Source organism: Streptomyces sp. NPDC093591 (assembly GCF_044764885.1).
In the GTDB taxonomy this organism is placed as follows: Bacteria; Actinomycetota; Actinomycetes; order Streptomycetales; family Streptomycetaceae; genus Streptomyces.
This window is the reverse complement of record NZ_JBIWIY010000028.1, coordinates 65,269-83,958: the sequence shown is the minus strand read 5'-3', so window position 1 is coordinate 83,958 and position 18,690 is coordinate 65,269. Positions and strand designations below refer to the sequence as shown.

Below are 18,690 nucleotides of genomic sequence, written 5' to 3'. Positions count from 1 at the left end.
CTCAGTCCATCGTCGCGCCGATGGTGGTGCTGCCCGTGGTCAGGAACGTGGTCACGGGCAGCGAGCCGTTGGACTGCCGGGCGTTGTACGTGCTCGACGCGTCCGTGGACCTGAACGCCGGGGTCGATATCCCGGAGTCCCAGTTGTTGCCCGCCGACACCACCGAGGAGCCCTTGTTCACCAGGCCCCCGCCGTTGCTCACGGCGAGGTTCTTGCCGAGCCGGGCCGCACCGGTGGCGAAGTAGTAGCCCCACTTGGCGTTGGCGTAGGCGGTGGTGCGGTTGATGACGATCGCGCCCTTGTTGCTGTTCTCGGTGAAGCCGTTGCCGGCGTTGTCCCAGGCGGCGGAGTTGTTGACGACGTGCGCGACGACCTCGCCGTCGCCGCCCAGCTTGTAGCCGTTGCCGTCGCCCGCGAAGGCGGAGTCGGACCAGCGGTTCTTGCCGTTGCCGAACGCCCAGGTGTGCTCGACGGTGACCGGCGAGGAGAAGGACCAGAAGTCCAGACCGTCGTCCGAGTTGTTGTAGAGGCGGGCCCCGGTGATCAGGTTGCCGGTGCCGGAGCCGAACTTCACGGCGATGCCGTCGGCGTTCTCGCCGTGGGTGGCGGCGTCGTAGTGGCCGTAGGAGTCGATGTTGCGGACGGTGTTGTTGACCGTGCCGTCGCCGGTGAGCGTGAAGCCGGAGTCGCCGCCGTTGATGGTCTTGATGTTGTTCCAGTTGGTGCCGGTGCAGGACTGGCAGACGACCGCGCTGTCCGGGGAGTTCTGGAAGGTCATGTTGGAGACGTTCCAGTAGTCGGCGGTCAGCTTGAAGATCCAGTCGCCGTCGGGCAGGTTCGAGCCGTCGATCTTCACGGTCTCCGAGCCGTACGCGGTGAGCGTGACCGGCGACGACGAGGTGCCGTTGGCCGTGGACTGCAGGGTGGCCGTCGGGTAGTAGGTGCCGCCGCGGACCTGGATGACGGTGCCGGCGGTGGCGTTCTTGAGGGCGTTGGACAGGTCGGTGGAGTTGCTGACGACCACGGTCGCGGCCTGGGCCTGGGTGGGGAGGACGGCCAGGCCGGCGCCCAGGGTCAGGGCGGCCAGGGCGGCGAGTGCGGTACGACGAGACATGGAGAGCGGGTCCCTTCTCGTGCGGGTGGGGGGGTGGTGCGGGTTCACAGGACGGTGTCGAGCCAGGTGAAGACCTCGTCCTGCATGCGGTCGACGAAGACATGGCCGAGGTCGGGCCAGGTCGTCAGGTGCAATCGCTCCTCGGCGTGGCGGGAGCGCCAGACGGCGCGCAGCTTGTCGTGGGCGACGCGGACGCCGTCGGCGGGGAACAGCGGATCGAGTCCGCCGTTGAGGAAGAGCATCGGCCTGGGTGCGGCGATGCTCGCCACGTCGGGGAAGTCGAGGAACCGGGGAAGCCCGGGGTGGAGCATGTAGTACGACGACTGCCCGCGCAGCGTGTTGTTGCCGGGCACCATCATCTCCTTCAGGCCGGTCATCCAGCAGACGGCGGCGGTGGCGGCGATGTGGTCGCTGAGCGCGGCGGTCTGCCAGGCGCGGTAGGCGCCCATGGAGAACCCGACGGCCGCGACCCGGCGTGCGTCCACGCGGTCGAGGCCGGCCAGGAATCCGGCGGCACGGGCGTCCTCGCGGGCCATGAGTCCGGCGAGCGAGGAGCCGAGGTTGTAGAAGTTGGAGGCCAGGGCCTGCTGCTGGTCGTAGGTGAGCGGGCCCCGGTCGCCCCAGCCGAGGGCGTCCGCGCACAGCACGACATAGCCGCGCCGGGCCAGCTCGTCGCCGACGAACCGCCCGCTGAAGTACTTCTCCGCCCAGGCCTGCGCGGAGGCGAGCCGGGTGTCGTCGTACCAGGGCCGGACGAGCTTCTCCTTGCCGATGTCGAACTTGGCACCGTGGTCGTGGAGCAGGAGGACGGCGGGGAAGGGTCCGGGTCCCTGCGGGGTGAGGAGGGCGGCGCGCACGCGCTCGTGGCGGCTGAGGGAGAGGGTGACCAACTCCCTTGTGTATCCGTCACTTTGAGGGCCTGCCGTGAACACCGGTGCGTACGGCGTCCCGTCCTGGTCGTCGACGAGGAGGTGCTCCTCGACCTTGGCGCGGGCGGCGCGCCGCCACGCCCGGAAGTCGCGGAGGGGTGAAGTGCCCCAGGCGAGCGGGAAGTTCAGCTCGTCCTTGAGGGCCTGGTGGAAGTCGGGGAGGTTGCCGCCGACGAGGTCGGCCGCCTCGGCGCTGCCGGTGCCCGCCGCGAGGGCCGCGGCGGCGGCTCCCGTCACGAACGTCCGGCGTCCCATCGCGTCAGGCACGCGGCCTCCCCGCGCCGGCATGGGTCAGGACGTAGTGCTCGACCGCCGCCCGGGACGTCAGCGGCCGGTAGGCGTACACGTCGGCCGGGTGCCAGCCGATGTCGTCGGTGAGTCCGAGGCCGTCGGCCACCGCGCTCAGCCGGGCCGGGCGGCCGTTGAACCAGGAGCCGGTGTCGTGGAAGTGCTCGCCTCCGTAGGCGGCGACGGCGAGGGACGGCTCGCCCCCCGGGTAGCCGAAGACGTTGCGCTCCGAGAAGATCGCGGACTCCACGCCGACGCCGAGCGCGTAGAGGGTGTCCTCGGCGCTCCCCCGGTACACGTTGTTGACGACGTGCACCTGCCCGAAGCGGACGCGGGGCCCGCGCTGCACGATGCCGGTGAACAGGTTCCGCACGAACGTCACCTTCAGGTGCCCGCGGTCGCGGTCGCCGCGTCCGTCGCCCGATCCGATGAGGAGCGCCTTGTCGTGGTCGTCGAAGCGGCTGTCGGAGACGGTGACGAAGTCGGAGCCGTCCTCGATGTCGAGCAGCCCGTCGTGGCGCTGGACGTGCTCGCCGTGGAAGCCGAGGGGGGCGTCGCGGTCGGGGAAGCGGCCGTCGGTGAAGGTGCAGTGGTCGATCCACAGGTGCTTGCCGGTGATGACGGTCATCGCGTCGAAGCGGGCGTTCCAGTTGCCCTGGGTGCCGTCGTCCGGTGACCAGCTGGTGAAGTGGTCGACGGGGGCTTCGAGAAGCAGGTTCCGGACGACGATGTTCGTGCCGGTGTTGACCGTCAGGAAGACCCCGAGGAGCCGGGCGTCGTCGCCGATGCCGACGAGCGTGGTGTTGCTCGGCACGGTCAGCTGGATCTGCGCCTTCTCCTTGTTCGACCCGGTCTGGCGGAGCTGACGCTGCTGTTTGCAGTAGTCGTGGCGGGTGTCGGACCAGGTGGCGCCGTCCTCGCCGAAGCAGGACATGTACTTGGCGAGGTCGTAGCCGGGCGCGTAGTCCTGCTCGCCGAGCAGTGAACCGTCGTCCGCCTCATGGCCGCTGATGTCGCCGACGACCCGGATCACCTTGGCCGCGGTGGGGGCGCCGGAGTTGGCCAGGGCCTCCTTGAGCTCGGCGCGGGTGCGCACCGTCCAGGTGGTGCCGCCCGCCCCGCCGGTGGTGCCGGGGCCGGTGGCGGCCCAGCCGACAGGGCCGCGCTGCTCGGCGGCGGAGACGGCGGTGGCGGCCCCGGGCGCCCAGAGCAGGCACGCCCAGGCGAGCAGGACGGCGGCGGCCCTACGCACCGGGCCGCCAGTCGCCGAGATACGTCCGCTTGGTGTGCGCCTCGGCTTCCTGCACCGTCAGTTGCGGCCGGTTCTCCGGAACCGGGATCACCGCACCCGGCCCGGAGTTGCGGTACTCCCGGAACCGCATGGTCTGCCAGGGGTACTGCTCCCGCATGTTGGTGTACGGCGCCACCGGATCGATGCCGGGCCCGATCCGGGTGTCCCGCACGACGAGGGACGGCCAGGCGGTCGTCTCGTACGTCGGCACCCACGGCCGGGCCAGCTTGTACGCCGCGTTCTCGGCGCCGGAGGTGATGCGGGAGCGGACGGCGAGGATGCCGTACGGGTTGGCTCGGGCGGTGGACGGGGCGAAGACCATGCCCTTGGGCGTGAAGTCCACGTTGCGTTGCAGTGTGTGGAAGTGGCAGTCGTCGAAGACCGCCGTGGCCCGCCCGAAGACGAAGTCGACGTCGCCCTCAATGTAGCAGCAGTGGAAGTACTGCCGGTCGAAGGCGTCCAGCGCGCTCGTGTCGACGAAGAGGGTGTCCTGGTGGGCGAGGAAGCGGACGTTATCGAAGGACGACCGGTCACCGGTGATGTACGCGGCCACCGCCTGGGTGCCGGAGATGTCGGGGTGGTCGGCGCGCAGCCAGTCGTTGGCCAGGGTCAGGTCGCGGACGGTCAGCCCCGGGGCGGCCGAGGTGAAGGTGGCGGAGCCCGCGGTGCCGTACGTGGTGCCGTCGGGCTTCTTCGTGCCGTTGGCGTTGTCGTACACGATCACGGTGTCGCGCGGGTCGCGGGTGGCGCCGCGCAGGGTCAACCCCGCCTTCTCCGCCGGGACTCTCACCACCTCGCGATACGTCCCCGGGTGCACGACGATCGTCCAGCCCGGCCCGTCCACAGCGTCCACGGCCGCCTGCGCGGAGTCGCCAGGGCGGACATGCAGGACGCGACCGCGGGCGCCGGCGACGGCGGGGGTGGTGCCGGCGGCCACCAGGCCGCCGGCGATGCCGGTCATTCCGGCGAGCAGCGTGCGCCGCCGCATCTCAGCAGTCCTTCCACGGCGCCCAGTCGCCGAGGTAGGCCTCGCGGGTGTGCGCCGCGGCCTCCTCGTCCGTCAGCTGGGGCCGGTTCTCGGGGACGGTGATCTCGGCGCCGGCGCCGAAGTTGCCGTACTCGGCGAAGCGCTGGTCCTGCCAGGGGTGCTCGGCGCGCATGTTGGCGTAGGGCGCGACCGCGTCGATGCCGGGGCCCAGCCAGGTCTCCCGGACGGTGAGCATCGGGCGGGTGGTGGTGCTGGAGCTGGGCACCCAGGGGCGGGCCACCTTGTAGTAGGCGTCGGGAGCCTCGCTGGTCACCCGGCCGCGCAGGACCAGGTAGCCGTGCGGGTTGGCCCGTTCCGTCGAGGGGGCGAAGACGAAGCCGAACGGGGCCGAGGACGCGTCCGTGCGGTTGAGCGTGCGGAAGTGGCAGTGCTCGTAGACGGCCGTGGCCCGGCCGAAGACGAAGTCGACGTCGCCCTCGACGTAGCAGTGGGAGAAGTACTGGCGGGCGAAGAGAGTGGCGGAGTTGGAGTCGGCGTAGAGGGTGTCCTGGTGGCCGAGGAAGCGGCAGTGGTGGAAGGCGGAGCGGTCGCCCTGCACCTTGATGGCGACGGCCTGGGTGCCGCTGATCCCAGGGTGCTCTTCGCGCAGGAAGTCGTTGGCGAAGGTGATCCGGTGAGCGGTGAAGCCGTCTCCCCGGACGGTGGTGGTGGCCGAGCCGGTGGTGCCGTAGTTGCCGGAGCCGTCGGGCTTCGGGGTGCCGGCCGCGTTGTCGTAGACGATGACGACGTCGCGCGGGTCGTCGCCGGCGCCGAGCCAGGTCATTTCCGTACGGGTGCGGTCGACGGCGACCGTCTCCCGGTACGTCCCCGGGGCGATGACCAGCGTCCAGCCGCTGCCGGTGGCGGCGGTCACGGCGGCCTGGACGGAGGTGTGGTCGCCCCGGCCGGCGGCGTCGACGTAGAGGGTCTGCGGGGTCAGGCGGGCGGCCGGGGAACCGTAGCGGCCGAAGGGTGGGCGTGGCCGGGCGGCGGCCTGTGCGGGACCGGAGGCGAGGGTGAGCGCGGCGCCCGCTGCGGCGCTCGCGGCGAGGAAGGCCCTGCGGGAGAGGGGACGGTGGGGTTGCGAGAGCATGCGACGGCTCCTTCGCGGTGCGGCAGGTGCGGCTGGTGCGAGGTGCGAGGTGAGGGGTGCCCAGGTCAGGCAGGGTTCTGGGGGACCGGGTCGGGCGCACCTCGTGGTGTGGGCCCGACCCGGCCCGTTCCAGGGAGGGGGCGTCAGCAGATGCGGCCGGCGCCCGCGCGGTGGTCGACGATGCCGGGGATCGCCTTGGGCGGGTCGACCTTGGCGCGCAGGGTCGGCGTCCACCCGGCGCCCGACCGGAGGGTCTCCTCGGGGATCTCCGCGTTGTGGACGGCGATCAGGTCGACGCGCTTCCCGTTGACGTAGTTGTCGGCGGCGGTGAGCGGCGAGTCGATCCACCTCTTGAGGATCTTCGCCGGGCTGATCCCGGCCGGCAGTGTGAAGGCGTTGTGCTCGGCGACGAGCTGGGACTCCTTGCCGATGCCGTAGCTGTAGACGTAGTTCTGGCCGACCACGAAGTGGTTGTTGTACGAGTCGACCTGCCCGAAGCGGACGCGCGGCGCGCGCTCGAGGACGTTGCGGAACTGGTTGTGGTGGAGCGTCACCTTGAGCTTGCCCCGGTCGATGACGGCCGTCGACTCGCTGTCGCTGTTGCCGATCATGAGCGTCTTGTCGTGGTCGGCGAAGACGTTCCAGGAGGCGGTGACGTAGTTGGAGCCCTTGATGATGTCCAGCTGACCGTCGTGCTGCTGGAACACGGTGCCGAAGTAGGTCGGTGCCTCGCTGTCGGGGTGGCTGCCGTCGGTGAAGGTGTTGTGGTCCATCCAGACATGGGTGGAGCCGTTGATGACGGCGGTGTCGTACTCGGAGTTCCAGGCGCCTGTGTCGGTGTCCGTCGGATCCCACTGCGGGAAGCAGTCCAGGGGGCTCTCGAAGGTGAGGTTGCGGATGATGACGTTGTCGACGCCCTGGATCTGGAGGCTGGCGCCCTTGAAGCCGGCGTTCCTGCCGACCCCGATGATGGTGGTGTTGGCGGGCACCTTGGCCTTGATGGCCTCGTCCTGGTTGTCGGAGGAGAGGCGCCGCAGTCCCTCGGGGCTGTCGGCGGGTTCGTCGCTCAGGTCCTTGTCCATGCCCCAGGTCTCGGGGGCGTACTTCTTCAGGTAGGCGTCGAAGTCGTAGCCGGGGGCGGCGAAGGCGTCGCACCCTTCCGAGACGGCGTCGATCACGCCCTTGACCTTGATGATCTTGGGTGCGCTGCCGCCGTCCTTGAGGGCGGCCTTGAACTGCGCCCACGTCGTCACGGTGTAGACGTGCGCGGCGTCGGCGGCCGAGCCTCCGGTCGTGCCGGTCCCCTCCGACCCCCACCCGTCGTTGGCGGCGAGCACCTGACGTTCGAAGTCCCGGGGCGCCGCCTGGGCGCTGGTGCCGGTGACGCCGAGGAGGAGGGCGGTGCAGCCGATCAGGGAAGCCACTCTGCGGGCCACCATGACATGCTCATGCCATACCTGTGCGTTCATTGTGCGGCTCTCTTCTCTACAGACAGAGTTGTCGCCCGTCCTTGCGGACAGGAGTTGTTACGCGTCTTGGCGAGCGGCAGCGGTTACGCGGCGGACCGAGGCCAGGTGATCCAGGACTCGGGAATCGAATCGTCCAGTCGATGCAGGTCGCTCGGCGCGAGCACCCGCGTGCGCAGCAACTCCCGCGCGACGAGCCGCGCCACGGCGATCGCACCGGGCGGGTTGAAGTGCGTGTTGTCCTGCTCGGTCGAGGTCCAGTTGAAGTACTTCTTCGTCTCCTCGACACCGAGCCGCTGCCACAGCGCGATCGACAGCGCCTGGATCTCGAGCAGCGGCACGCGCTCCTGCTGGGCGAGCGCCTTCATCGCCGCCGGGTAGTCGCCGTGCGTCGGCCGGGCCGTGCCGCTCGAGTCGAACTTGCGGCGCTCGACGGAGGTGGCGAGGACGGGCCGCGCACCGCGCGCTCGAGCCCCGCTGATGTACATGCGCAGGTAGTCCTGGTACGTCGACCACGGCTCGGTGTACCGGGTGGGGTCCTCGGACTTCTCGTCGTTGTGCCCGAACTGGATGACGAGGAGGTCGCCGGGCTGGATCACGGAGAGGATGGCCTTGAGCCGGCCTTCGTCGACGAAGCTCTTCGAACTGCGCCCGTTCTGGGCATGGTTGGCGACGACCCAGTCCTTCAGGAAGAACGGGAGCGCCATGCCCCACCCGGTCTCCGGGGCGTTGCTGGTGAACTTCTGGGCGGCGGTGGAGTCACCGGCGATGTAGAGGGTGCGGGTACGGCGGCCGCCGGGGGCGGCGTCCGCGGTACCGGTGGCGGTGAAGCTGAGCGGCGCGGCGGCCAGAGCTGCCAGGCTGACCTGTCTGCGGGTAAGTGACACGGGGACTGCCTTTCTCCACAGCATTACCTGAGTGGTGTTTCGGGTGGTGCCTTTCCTATGGGGGTGCACCGCGCCCCCGCTCCTCGGCGGGGAACCAGTTCAGGGACGCGGGATTCTGCGCGATTCGCGGCTACCGCCGCGTGGGCCCGCCGGCCGCGGACAACCCGCGGCCGGCCGGTCACGGAAGGGGGCGGGCTCGTTCAGCCCTTCTGCTCGTTCCACTCGGCCTGAGCCTCGTTCAGCTGCTCGGCCATGGTGTCCAGGAATTCCTTGGCACTCATGTCCCCGAGCAGCACCTTCTGGAAGTTCGGCTCGTTGTCGGCCTTGGAGATGGTGTTCCAGTCGGGCAGGTAGTACGGCAGCTGGACGATCGTGGTGGAACCGTCGTTCAGCGCCGCCGCGGCCAGTTTCGTCGGCTCGGCCTGGGAGATCCACGCGTCCTGCGCGGCTTCCTTGTTGGACGGGATGGCGCCGGCCGACTCGTTCCACTGGGAGTTCGCCTCGTGGGAGACGGCGAACTCGATGAACTTCCAGGCGGCGTCCTTGTTCTTGGAGCTCTTGAACAGCCCCAGGCCGTCGACCGGGTTGGAGACCTGGACCCGCTTGCCGCCCGGACCGGTGGGCTGTGGGATACCCCGGAACTTGTCGGTGCCCAGAGCCTTCACGTGGTCCTGGTACGACCCCAGGTTGTGGTTCAGCATTCCGATCGTGCCGGAATCCCACTGGGACACCATCTTGGTGAAGTCGTTGTTCAGATCGGCCGCCGGCGTGTCCTTCTTGTACAGGGCGGCGTACTTCTCCAGCGCGTCGACGTTCTTCGGGTCGTTGAGCGTGGTCTTCTCACCGCTGGAGTCCCAGAAGGACGTGATGCCGGACTGCCCGTACATCGCGTCCAGGGCCTGGGCTATGGAGCCGGCACCGCCGCGGATGGTGTAACCGAACTCGTTCTTCTTGGCGTCGGTGAGGTCGTCCGCGGCCTCGTAGAACCTCTCCCACGTCGACGGCTCGTCCAGGCCCGCCTTCTTGAACAGGTCGGTGCGGTAGTAGAGCGTGCCGTTGTTCGCGGACGTCGGGACCGTGTACATGTGCTCGTCCGAGCCGCCGGCGACCTTCACGGACTCGACCATGCCGTCGTTCAGCTTGCCGTTCAGCGAGGACTTGGCGAGGCGGTCCTCCAGGGGCTCCAGTGCGTCCTGGGCGGCGATCCCGGCGAGCATCGCCGCGCCCACTCCGCCGACGTCGGGCAGACCGCCGCCCTGGATGGCGGTGTCGTACTTCGACTGGACGTCGGTGGAGGGGATCCCCACGTACTCGACGTCGATCTCCGGGTTCGCCTTCTCGAAGTCGGCGATGATCTTCTTCCAGATGTCGGTGCGGACACCGCCGTTGTTGTCCCAGAAGACGATCTTTCCCTCGCCGCTGCCCTCGGCGCCGCTCCCGCCGCTGCCGTCGTCACCGCATGCGGTGGCGGTCAGCGCGAGCACGGCCCCCAGGGCGACGGCGGCCGACGTGCGGCGCCCGCCTCTGCTGCTTCCGAGATTGCTGATCTTCATTGGTCGGCTCTCTTCTTCTGGATCAGACGGAGATATGAAGTTGTGGGGGGCTGAGGGGAGCGCTCGGGCTCAGCGGCAGTCGTACGGCTTCCAGCCGTCGGTGCCCTGGAGGTAGCGGGCGATGGTGTGGGTCCGCGCGTCCTCGTCGCTCATCTGCGGCCGGTCCGCGGTGACGGCCGCACCCGGCCCGTAGTTCTGGTACTCGGTGAACCGGGCGTCGCGCCAGGAGAACCCGCTCATGTCGGTCCAGGGCGTGCCCTTGATCGCGGCAGGCAGCTTGGTGTTGCGGATCAGCACCTGGGCGATCGCGTCGGGTTGGCCGCCGGGGTGCCACGGCCGCCCCAGGTGGAAGGACCCGGCCGGCGCGTCGCTGACGATCTCCGAGTCGGTGATCAGGAACCCGTAGGGGTTGTCCTTCCAGGTCGAGGCGGCGGTGATCCAGCCGTTGTTGGTGGTGGAGCCGCGGTTGAGGGCGCGGATGACGGACTTCTCGATGACGGTGGTCGCCCGGCCGTAGATGAAGTCGACGTCGCCCTCGATGTACGAGTCGCGGATGTAGACCCGGCTGACGGTGGTCAGCTTGGGGCTCTCGGTCATCAGGGTGTCCTGGTTGCCCAGGAAGGCGGTGTTCTCGAAGACGATCCGGTCACCGGTCGTCTTCATCGCCAGCGCCTGCTCGCCCTTGAGCTCGACCGCGGCCTCGTCGAAGTCGTTGCTGAAGGTGAGGTTGCGCGCGGTGACGTCGTTCGCGGCGATCCGGACGGTGGCGCTCCCCGTCGAACCCCCGTACTCGGCAGGCGTGTCGAAGACGATGACAGTGTCGGAGCGGTCCCGTCCAGTGCCCTGCAGCAGGATGTTCGGCTTGCTCGCGGGGATGAGGACCTTGGCGCGGTACGTCCCCGGAGCGACGGCGATCGTCACGGGCAGGGCGTTGCCGTCGGGCACCGCGTCCACGGCGGCCTGCACGGTCGGGTACTCGCCCGGGACGTGCAGCGTCACCGCGTCACCGACCTGCTTCTGCGGCCCGGAGAACCGCTTCACCAGCGCGGGCACGGCGGCCGCCGGATCCAGCCGGTACCGGTAGAACTTCCGCGGGTCGAAGGCCGCGCCCCACGCGTCCTGCCGCCCGCTGACGTTCTTCACGATCGACCCGCGCTGCACCAACTCCGCGGTCGTGTCCGCCTGATAGGGATGCTGGACACCGTCGTAGTAGCTGTTCTCGATGACCATCCTGGTCTTGCCGCGCGCCCAGTTCCCGTACGTCCACACCGGGTCGCCGTCGGCCACCTGCGCCGACAGGTAGTTGTTGTAGAGGTGGGCGTAGGCGCAGTTGTCCGCGGACGGGTTGCGCTGCTTCGTTCCCTCGAACCAGTTGTGGTCGATGGTGATCTGCGTCTTGACGTTGTCCGTCCAGCCGATCCCCAGCGCCTTGTTGTGGTCGGCGAACTGGTTGTTGGAGACGGTGATGTACTGGCTGTCCTTGCGGATGTCGAGCAGCCCGTCGCCCATGTGCGTGAAGCGGTTGTGGTCGATCCAGACGTGGTCGACGCTGTCCATCTGGATGGCGTCGAAGTCCTGTGTCTTGCCGTCCCAGTCGCCCTCGACGTACGAGTCGCGGATCGTCAGGTTGCGGATGATGACGTTGCGCGTGCCGGGGTTGAGGTGCAGTTCGCCGTGCACGATCTCGCCGGTGTCGCCGACGCCGATGATGGTCTTGTTCGAGGTCACGACGATGTTCGAGCCGAAGGGCTCGACGGCGACCGACCCCGACACCCGGATGATGTACGGCTCCTCGGCCGCCGCGTACTTGGCCAGCGAGGCCTGGTCCGTGACGGTGACGACCTTGCCGCCCGCTCCGCCGGTGGTACCACCGGCGAGGGAGGCGAAGCCGTGCGGCTGGTCGGTCCATCGGTCTGCGGACGCCGAGGATGCGAGGGCGGCGGCCGTCGGGTCCCCGGCGACGGCGTTCGCCTGCCCGACCGACCCGAGTACCAGGGCGGCCACCAGGCCCACAACGGTGGCCAGGGTTCTGCCGGACTTCGGCAAGCGCTTGCTACGGAGGTGCGTCATTGCGGCTCCCAACAGGCTTCACAAGTGGGGGTGAGTAAGGGGTGTGAGTGTGGGGGTACGGGGTGAGTTACGCGGCGCTGATCCTGAAGTGGGTGAAGGTCGCCGCGCCGGCCTGACCCGGGCCGGCGGGCACGAGCGCGAACAGGCCGAGCAGCGCGCCGACCCAGCGCCAGGGGGTGGCGGCGAAGACCTGACCGGAAGGTCGCAAGCCCTCTCCGATGTCGTAGAGGAAGCGGCAGCGGGCCCCGGCGCCGATCTCGATCCGCAGCCGCGCCCGCCCCTCGGGCGCGATCCGTGGGTGATCGGCGTCCCGCTCCCGATCGGCGACGGCCTCCGCGAACCGGTGCACCAGGTGGACCGTCCCGTCGCTCGCCCGTTCCAGTCCGATCCAGCTGAACGCGTCCCCGAGCACCGTGAGCCCGGCCCGCGTCCCCTCCTCCTCGCTGTCCAGCCGCAGCTCGACCTCGACGGCGCACGGCGTGCCGGGCAGTCGCTGCGTGAGGACGTTCGGCAGTTTGCGCAGGTCGTGGGCGTCGGCCGAGCGGACGCAGGCCAGCTTCAGGCCGTCGCCGGAGTGCTGGGTGGCCCAGCCGTCCTGCGGGTTGGCGGTCCACGACCACTGGCGGCCGAAGCGTCCGCCGGGGAAGTCGTCGTCGGTGGCGGGCGCGGCGGGCGGCTGCGGCGGCAGCTCGGGGACTCGGTGTACGGCGACGGGGGCGCCGTCGTCGCCGAGCACCGGCCAGCCGTCGGCGTCCCAGCGCATCGGCTGGAGGTGGACGACCCTGCCGTACGCGCCCCGCTGCTGGAAGTGCAGGAACCAGTCCTCACCGGACGGGGTGCGCACCCAGCCGCCCTGGTGGGGTCCGTTGACGTCGGTGTCCTTCTGTTCGAGGACGATCCTCTCCTCGTACGGTCCGAAGAACTCGCGCGAGCGGAAGGCGCCCTGCCAGCCGGTCTCCACTCCCCCGGCGGGCGCCAGGATCCAGAACCAGCCGTCGTGCCGGTAGAGCTTGGGTCCTTCGAGGGTGAACCAGCCGGGGATGCGGTCGCCGTCGACGATCAGCTTGCCCTCGTCGAGGAGTTCGGTGCCGTCGGGGTGCATACGGTGGCCGGTGAGGCGGTTCTTCACTCCGGACCGGGACTTGGCCCAGGCGTGCACCAGGTAGGCCTCGCCGGTCTCGTCGTCCCACAGGGGGGAGGGGTCGATCAGGCCCTTGCCCTGCTTCACCAGGTGCGGGCGGGTCCAGGGGCCGCGGATCTCGGGGGCGTTGACCTGGAAGATGCCCTGGTCGGGGTCGCCCCAGAAGATCCAGAAGCGTTCGTCGTGGTGGCGCAGGGACGGGGCCCACACTCCGCAGTCGTGCCGGGGCACCGCGAACTCCTCGGCCGGTTCGAGGTGGTCGACGGCGTGCCCGACCAGGGTCCAGTTGACCAGGTCGCGGGAGTGCAGCAGGGGCAGGCCCGGGGCGCGGCCGAAGCTGGAGGCGGTGAGGTAGAAGTCGTCGCCGACGCGGACGACGTCCGGGTCGGACCAGTCGGCGTCGAGGATCGGATTGGTGTAGGTGGTCACGGGCTCACCGCCTTGCGGACCAGGGCCGCCGCTTCGAGCCGGCTGACGCGGCCGTCGGCGACGACCGTGACGATCCGGCGTACGGCGGTCTCGCCGGGCGGGATCGGCAGCCGTTCCTCGGCGGCGAGGGAGGAGCCGACCCCGGGGTACTCTCCGGCGCGCACGAACCACGGGTCCCGGCGGGTCTGTTCGGTGGCGCCGGCGAAGATCAGGGTCCAGGTGGAGCCGGTGAGCGCCACCCAGGGGGCGTGGGTGCCGTGGACCTCCTGCTCGCCCTCGCGGTCGAGGGTGAACACGTCCGGCGCCGAGGCCTCCTTGCGGGCCCGCCAGAAGAAGCCGCCGTACGCGGCGCCGGGGCGGCCGTTGGTGGCGGGGCTGCCGATCGACAGCGGGCCGGAGGTGACGTTGGTCAGGGAGAAGGTGAAGTCCAACGCCCAGGCGAAGTCGGTGAGTTCGGTGGTCGCGACCGTACGGCGCTCGCGCAGCAGCTCGGCCCCCGCCGCCACCCAGCGCAGTTCCTCGACGAAGCCGTCGGGGTCGCGCAGCTGGAAGGCGGTGTGGCGCTGGGCGCCGTGGTTGTCGAGCTCGGTCGGGCCCTGGTCGCGGACGTAGGTGCGTCCGCCCCAGAAGTTGTGCCCCTCGACGTCGGGAACGGCGACACCGACGCCGAGGTGGTGTATGTGGTCGGCGGGGCTGAGCTCGGTGACCGCCGTGCCGGCCAGGGTGGTGACGGGGTGCAGATACGGGCGCGGGGAAAGCCGGGCCGGCAGTTCGGGCCGGGTGACGTAGCGGCCGACCGGGCGGCCCGCGACGCGCAGCACCGCGGTGTCGTGGGGGGTCATCAGGTGCTCACCTCTTTCGTTCGTGCCTCGGGCGTCCAGGGGGCGCCCAGCTCGGAGTAGAGGGCGAGGGTGTCGGCGGCGGCCGCGACGAGGCCGTCGATGCCGGGCACGACCCGGCGCTGCTCGTCGGGTTCGCCGGGGAGCAGCTGCCAGGCCTCGTCCGGCAGCGGGGCCGGGTCGGGGGCCAGCCGGATCGCTTCGACGACCTTCATGAAGGCGCCGGTCGCGTCGGGGGTGACCAGCAGGGCGGTGCCGTCGGTGAGGTGCTCGACGAGGTTCTCCAGCAGGTCGGTGCGGCCGTACTCGTACTCCTCGGGGCCGTGGTTCGCGCGCTGGAGCAGGACGCGGTCCTGCTTGTACCAGAAGGTGATCCGGCCGTGTTCGCCGTGCACGACGACGTACGGATCGTCCGGGTCCTCGGCGCAGAGCGTCGCGGCGACGACGATCTGCGGGCCGTGCGCGGTGGTGACGCGGACGCAGGAGGTGTCGTCGGACTCGATGGCGTTGGCGCGCAGCAGTTCGGTCTCGATGGCGGTGACGTCCTCGGCGTGGACCGTGCCGCCCAGTGCGAGGGCGGTGGCCACGGTGTGCGCGAGCGGGTTGGTCAGCACACCGTCGATCACGTCGACGCCGTTCAGGCGCCGCTTGCCCGCCCAGGGCGCCCGCCGGTAGTACGCCTCGGTCCGCGCCCAGGCCCCGGCCCCGCCGATGCCGACGATCTCCCCGATGGCGCCCTCGGCCATCAGCGTCCGGATCGCCGGCACCGCGCCCGAGCCCAGCGACTGGAAGCCGATCTGGCAGACGACCCCGGCCTCGGCGACCCCGTCGGCCATCCGCCGGAACTCGGCGTACGACGGGGCGGGCGGCTTCTCCAGCAGGATGTGCACGCCCCTGCGCGCGGCCGTCAACGCCAGGTCGGTGTGGGTCGGGATCGGCGTGCAGATCACGGCCACGCTCGCGCCGGTGGCGTCGAGGAGGGCGCCGAAGTCGGCGGACTGTTCCGGCGATCCCAGGCCTTCGGGGAGTTCGTCCGCGCCCAGCGGGGTCAGCTCGCAGATCCCCGCCAGCCGGACGATCCCCTTGTCCTGGAGCCGGCGGATGTTGTCGAGGTGCCAGCGACCGTGGCCGCGCGCGCCCGCCAGGACGATGGGTACGGCAGTGCTCATGGGGTCCTCCCTGCGCCCGCGCCGCGTGCCACCTCTCGGTCGGCCGTGGCAGCGCTGTCGATCTTTGTGTGCAGGGTAGGTGTCCAGCCGACGTCGGCCGTGAGATCACGCTCGCTGCCGGAGTTGTACGCGTTGTAGACGGCGAGCAGGTCCACCGGATACCCGTTGAAGAGGGTGCCGGTCTGGTGGAGGGCGGTGCCGTTCCAGCTCTTGACCAGGTCGGCGACCTCGACGTGGCCGGGGGTGGTGAAGGCGTTGTTCTCGGCGTAGAGGGCGGACTCGGTCGACACGCCGAGGGAGTAGCGGTAGTCGTGGGCGTCGGCCGGGACGACGTACCGGTTGTTGTAGAGGTGCACCTGCCCGAAGCGGACGCGGGGCGCGCGCTGGACGACGGACTCGAACTCGTTGTGGTGCAGGGTGACCCGGAGCTTCCCGCGATCACCGCTCGCGGTGTCGCCGTTGCCGATGAGGATCGCCTTGTCGTGGTCGGCGAACCGGCTCCAGGAGACGGTGACCAGGTCGGAGGCGTTGGTGATGTCCAGCAGGCCGTCGTGGCGCAGGTAGTTGCGGCCGAAGTAGGTGGGCTCCCGCTCGTCCAGGTGGCCCTTGTCGCTGAGGGTCACATGGTCGATCCACACATGTGTGGCACCGCGCAGCCATATGTTGTCGTACGCCGTCTTCCAGTCACCGAGGCCGCCTGTGTTGGGCTGCCACACAGGGAAGCAGTCGTAGGCGTCGCGGAGTTCCAGGTTGCGGACGATGACGTTGTCCGCGCCCTTGAGCTGGAGGCTGGCGCCCTTGAGGACCGCGCTGTCGCCGAGTCCGACGATGGTGGTATTGGAACCGACGGCCAGCTCGATCCGCTCGGCCTGCCGGGCCGCCGAGGCCTGGCGGGCCTCCTCCAGGGGGCCGCTGGGCTTGGCCGAGCCCCAGGTGCGGGGGTCGTAGGCGGCCAGGTACTTCCTGGTGCTGTAGCCGTCGGTGGCGTAGTCGGCGCAGTCCAGGTGGTCGCCCTCGTCGTCGGTGTTGGCGTCGATCGTCCCCGCGATCTTGATGATCTTCGGGGTGGCGCTGCCGCCGTCGAGGGCACGGACCAGCTCACTGCGGTTCCGTACGGTGAAGACGTGGGCGTCGGCGGCGGTGGAACCCCCCGTGGTACCACCGCCGGCCGCCGCCCAGCCGTCGTTCGGGGCGAGGGTGTCGCGGCTGATGTCGCGAAGCGGTTCGGCAGCGCCCAAAAGGGGCGCGGGGCTGTATCGAAATGCGGCTCCGCCGCGATGGGGGTCCCCCCGCTCGAGCGAAGCCGAGAGTGGGGGAGCGACCAGCCACGACGGCGCCGCAGACGATCCACCGCCCATCACGGCACTTCCAGCGGAGCGCTCGGCGGTGGAACCCCCCGTGGTACCACCGCCGGCCGCCGCCCAGCCGTCGTTCGGGGCGAGGGTGTCGCGGCTGATGTCGCGGGCCTCGGCCCCGGCCGGGGCGCTGAACGCGAGGCCCAGCATCCCGGCGACGACGGCCAGTTGCAGTCCCCTTCGGCTCCTCATCCCTTCACCGCCCCCGCGCTGAAGCCCGTGATCAGCCACTTCTGGATGAAGGCGAACACGATCACGACGGGTACGGCCGCGATGATGCCGCCCGCGGCGAGCGCGCCCAGGTCGACGCTGTCGGCGCCCATCAGGGTGTTGAGGCCGACCGGGATGGTCTGCTTCTCCTGGTTGTTGAGGAACATCAGGGCGAACAGGAAGTGGTTCCAGGAGTGCACGAAGGCGAAGGAGCCGACGGCGATCAGACCGGGCCGCAGCAGCGGCAGGACGACGATCCGGAAGGCGGTGAAGCGGTTGCAGCCGTCGACCCAGGCCGCCTCCTCCAGGGAGTACGGCACGTTCTTGATGAAGTTGCTGATCAGGATCATCGACAGCGGCAGCTGGAAGACCGTCTCGGCGATGATGACGCTGCCCAGCGAGTTGATCATCTGCAGCTCGGCGAAGATCTCGAACAGCGGCACCAGGAGCAGCGCGCCCGGCACGAACTGGGAGCACAGCAGGGCGAGCATGAAGGCGCGCTTGACCTTGAAGTTGAAGCGCGCGAGGGCGTAGCCGCCGGCCAGGGCGACGAGGGTCGTCATCAGCAGGGTGGCGACGCCGACCAGCACGCTGTTCTGGAAGTAGGTCCCGAAGGCCCGCTCCGTCCAGACCTTCTCGAAGTGGTCGAAGGTCATCGGCCAGGGCACGAGCGAGGTCGAGCCGGCCGGGCGCAGGGAGAAGAGCAGGATCCAGTAGAAGGGGATGAGGGTGAAGACCAGGTAGATCGACAGCGGGAGGTAGATCTGCCAGCGCGGAGCCTCGTCCCAGGAACGGTTCTTCTTCGACGGACGCGGCGGCTCGGGGGCGGCACGCACGGGGGCGGGCACGGCCTTGGTGGCTTCCTTGACGCTCACTTGTCCTCACCTCCGAACTTGCTCAGCCGCAGATAGACCATCGAGCAGAAGAGCAGGATCACGAACGCGACCGTGGTCAGGGCGGACGCGTAGCCGAAGTTGTGTGCGTCGACGCTGGTGTTGGCGATGTAGAGCGGGAGCGTCGTGGTCTCACCGGCCGGCCCGCCGCCGGTGAGCGTGTAGAGCAGGTCGACGTTGTTGAACTCCCACACCGCGCGCAGCAGCGTGGACAGGACGATGGCGTCCTTCAGATGGGGCAGCGTGATGTGCCAGAACTGCTTGATCCGGCTGGCCCCGTCGACCTCGGCGGCCTCGTACAGGTCCTTCGAGACGGACTGGAGGTCGGCGAGGATGAGGATCGCGAAGAAGGGCACCCCGCGCCACAGATCGGCGACGACCGCCGCCGGGAACACCGTGGAGGTGTCGGACAGCCAGCTGGTGCCGTAGGACCCGATGCCCACGTCCGCGAGATAACGGGTGATGCCGGTCTGGGAGTTGTAGAGCAGCACCCAGATCGCCGAGGTCAGTACGCCGGAGACGGCCCACGGCGAGAACACGAGCGCCCGGCCGAGGGCGCGGCCCACGAAGGTCTGGTTGACGATCAGGGCGAGCGCGAGCCCGAACAGCAGTTGGAGCCCGACCTCGACGAACACCCACTTGGCGCTGAAGACCAGCGTGTCCCAGAACAGCGGGTCCTCGGTGAAGGCGTGGACGAAGTTGTCGAGGCCCGCGAAGCCGTTCCGCCAGGGCTTGGTGGGGTTGTACTCCTGCAGGCTGTAGTAGAAGACGCTGATGACCGGGTAGGCGATGAAGCCCAGCATGAGCAGGGCGGCCGGGGCGATCAGCAGATACGGGAGCCTGCGCGGCGTGGCGGAGGCACGGCGTCGCCGGGGTGGCGCGGGCGGTTTCGCCACGGCTGCGGCTTGGGCCATGACTGGTCTCCGTTCTTGGTAC

General features: G+C 69.8%; 15 protein-coding genes. All 15 read right to left on the bottom strand.

What is annotated here, in order from left to right; all coding sequences use genetic code 11:
* Window position 1: 1 nt before the first annotated feature.
* Complete coding sequence (locus ACIREI_RS42590; protein WP_403345290.1) at window positions 2-1,114, bottom strand: chondroitinase-B domain-containing protein; 1,113 nt, start codon at window positions 1,112-1,114, stop codon at window positions 2-4.
* Window positions 1,115-1,158: 44 nt separating this feature from the next.
* Window positions 1,159-2,298 carry a dienelactone hydrolase family protein gene (locus tag ACIREI_RS42585; protein ID WP_403345338.1) on the bottom strand — a complete coding sequence of 380 codons (1,140 nt, stop codon included), beginning with the start codon at window positions 2,296-2,298 and terminating at the stop codon, window positions 1,159-1,161.
* A 4-nt stretch (window positions 2,299-2,302) separates the two neighbouring features.
* The gene (locus ACIREI_RS42580) at window positions 2,303-3,583 is read right to left on the bottom strand and encodes a polysaccharide lyase family 1 protein (protein ID WP_403345289.1); all 1,281 of its coding nucleotides are present in this window, start codon (window positions 3,581-3,583) and stop codon (window positions 2,303-2,305) included.
* Entirely contained in the window at window positions 3,576-4,610 is a 1,035-nt protein-coding gene (locus tag ACIREI_RS42575) for a pectinesterase family protein (RefSeq protein ID WP_403345287.1), read from the bottom strand. Before ACIREI_RS42575 ends, ACIREI_RS42580 begins: the two co-directional genes overlap by 8 nt.
* A gap of 1 nt (window position 4,611) precedes the next feature.
* Window positions 4,612-5,742, bottom strand: a complete 1,131-nt coding sequence (locus ACIREI_RS42570; protein ID WP_403345286.1) for a pectinesterase family protein — start codon at window positions 5,740-5,742, stop codon at window positions 4,612-4,614.
* A 143-nt stretch (window positions 5,743-5,885) separates the two neighbouring features.
* Window positions 5,886-7,211 (bottom strand): polysaccharide lyase family 1 protein, encoded by a 1,326-nt coding sequence (locus ACIREI_RS42565; RefSeq protein ID WP_403345284.1) that lies wholly within the window; start codon window positions 7,209-7,211, stop codon window positions 5,886-5,888.
* 83 nt (window positions 7,212-7,294) lie between these two features.
* Window positions 7,295-8,095, bottom strand: a complete 801-nt coding sequence (locus ACIREI_RS42560; protein ID WP_403345282.1) for a rhamnogalacturonan acetylesterase — start codon at window positions 8,093-8,095, stop codon at window positions 7,295-7,297.
* 200 nt (window positions 8,096-8,295) lie between these two features.
* Window positions 8,296-9,648 carry an ABC transporter substrate-binding protein gene (locus ACIREI_RS42555; RefSeq protein ID WP_403345280.1) on the bottom strand — a complete coding sequence of 451 codons (1,353 nt, stop codon included), beginning with the start codon at window positions 9,646-9,648 and terminating at the stop codon, window positions 8,296-8,298.
* A gap of 69 nt (window positions 9,649-9,717) precedes the next feature.
* Entirely contained in the window at window positions 9,718-11,718 is a 2,001-nt protein-coding gene (locus ACIREI_RS42550; protein ID WP_403345279.1) for a pectinesterase family protein, read from the bottom strand.
* Between the two features lie 67 nt (window positions 11,719-11,785).
* Window positions 11,786-13,288 (bottom strand): family 43 glycosylhydrolase, encoded by a 1,503-nt coding sequence (locus ACIREI_RS42545; RefSeq protein ID WP_403345277.1) that lies wholly within the window; start codon window positions 13,286-13,288, stop codon window positions 11,786-11,788.
* Window positions 13,285-14,130, bottom strand: a complete 846-nt coding sequence (locus ACIREI_RS42540; protein ID WP_403345276.1) for a PmoA family protein — start codon at window positions 14,128-14,130, stop codon at window positions 13,285-13,287. The genes ACIREI_RS42545 and ACIREI_RS42540 overlap by 4 nt, the downstream gene beginning before the upstream one ends.
* Window positions 14,130-15,296: a Gfo/Idh/MocA family protein gene (locus ACIREI_RS42535; RefSeq protein WP_403345274.1), complete on the bottom strand. Its 1,167-nt coding sequence runs from the start codon at window positions 15,294-15,296 to the stop codon at window positions 14,130-14,132. Before ACIREI_RS42535 ends, ACIREI_RS42540 begins: the two co-directional genes overlap by 1 nt.
* Window positions 15,293-16,843 (bottom strand): polysaccharide lyase family 1 protein, encoded by a 1,551-nt coding sequence (locus ACIREI_RS42530; RefSeq protein ID WP_403345272.1) that lies wholly within the window; start codon window positions 16,841-16,843, stop codon window positions 15,293-15,295. The genes ACIREI_RS42535 and ACIREI_RS42530 overlap by 4 nt, the downstream gene beginning before the upstream one ends.
* Complete coding sequence (locus tag ACIREI_RS42525; protein ID WP_403345271.1) at window positions 16,840-17,736, bottom strand: carbohydrate ABC transporter permease; 897 nt, start codon at window positions 17,734-17,736, stop codon at window positions 16,840-16,842. Before ACIREI_RS42525 ends, ACIREI_RS42530 begins: the two co-directional genes overlap by 4 nt.
* Window positions 17,733-18,668 carry a carbohydrate ABC transporter permease gene (locus tag ACIREI_RS42520; RefSeq protein WP_403345270.1) on the bottom strand — a complete coding sequence of 312 codons (936 nt, stop codon included), beginning with the start codon at window positions 18,666-18,668 and terminating at the stop codon, window positions 17,733-17,735. The genes ACIREI_RS42525 and ACIREI_RS42520 overlap by 4 nt, the downstream gene beginning before the upstream one ends.
* Window positions 18,669-18,690: the final 22 nt, after the last annotated feature.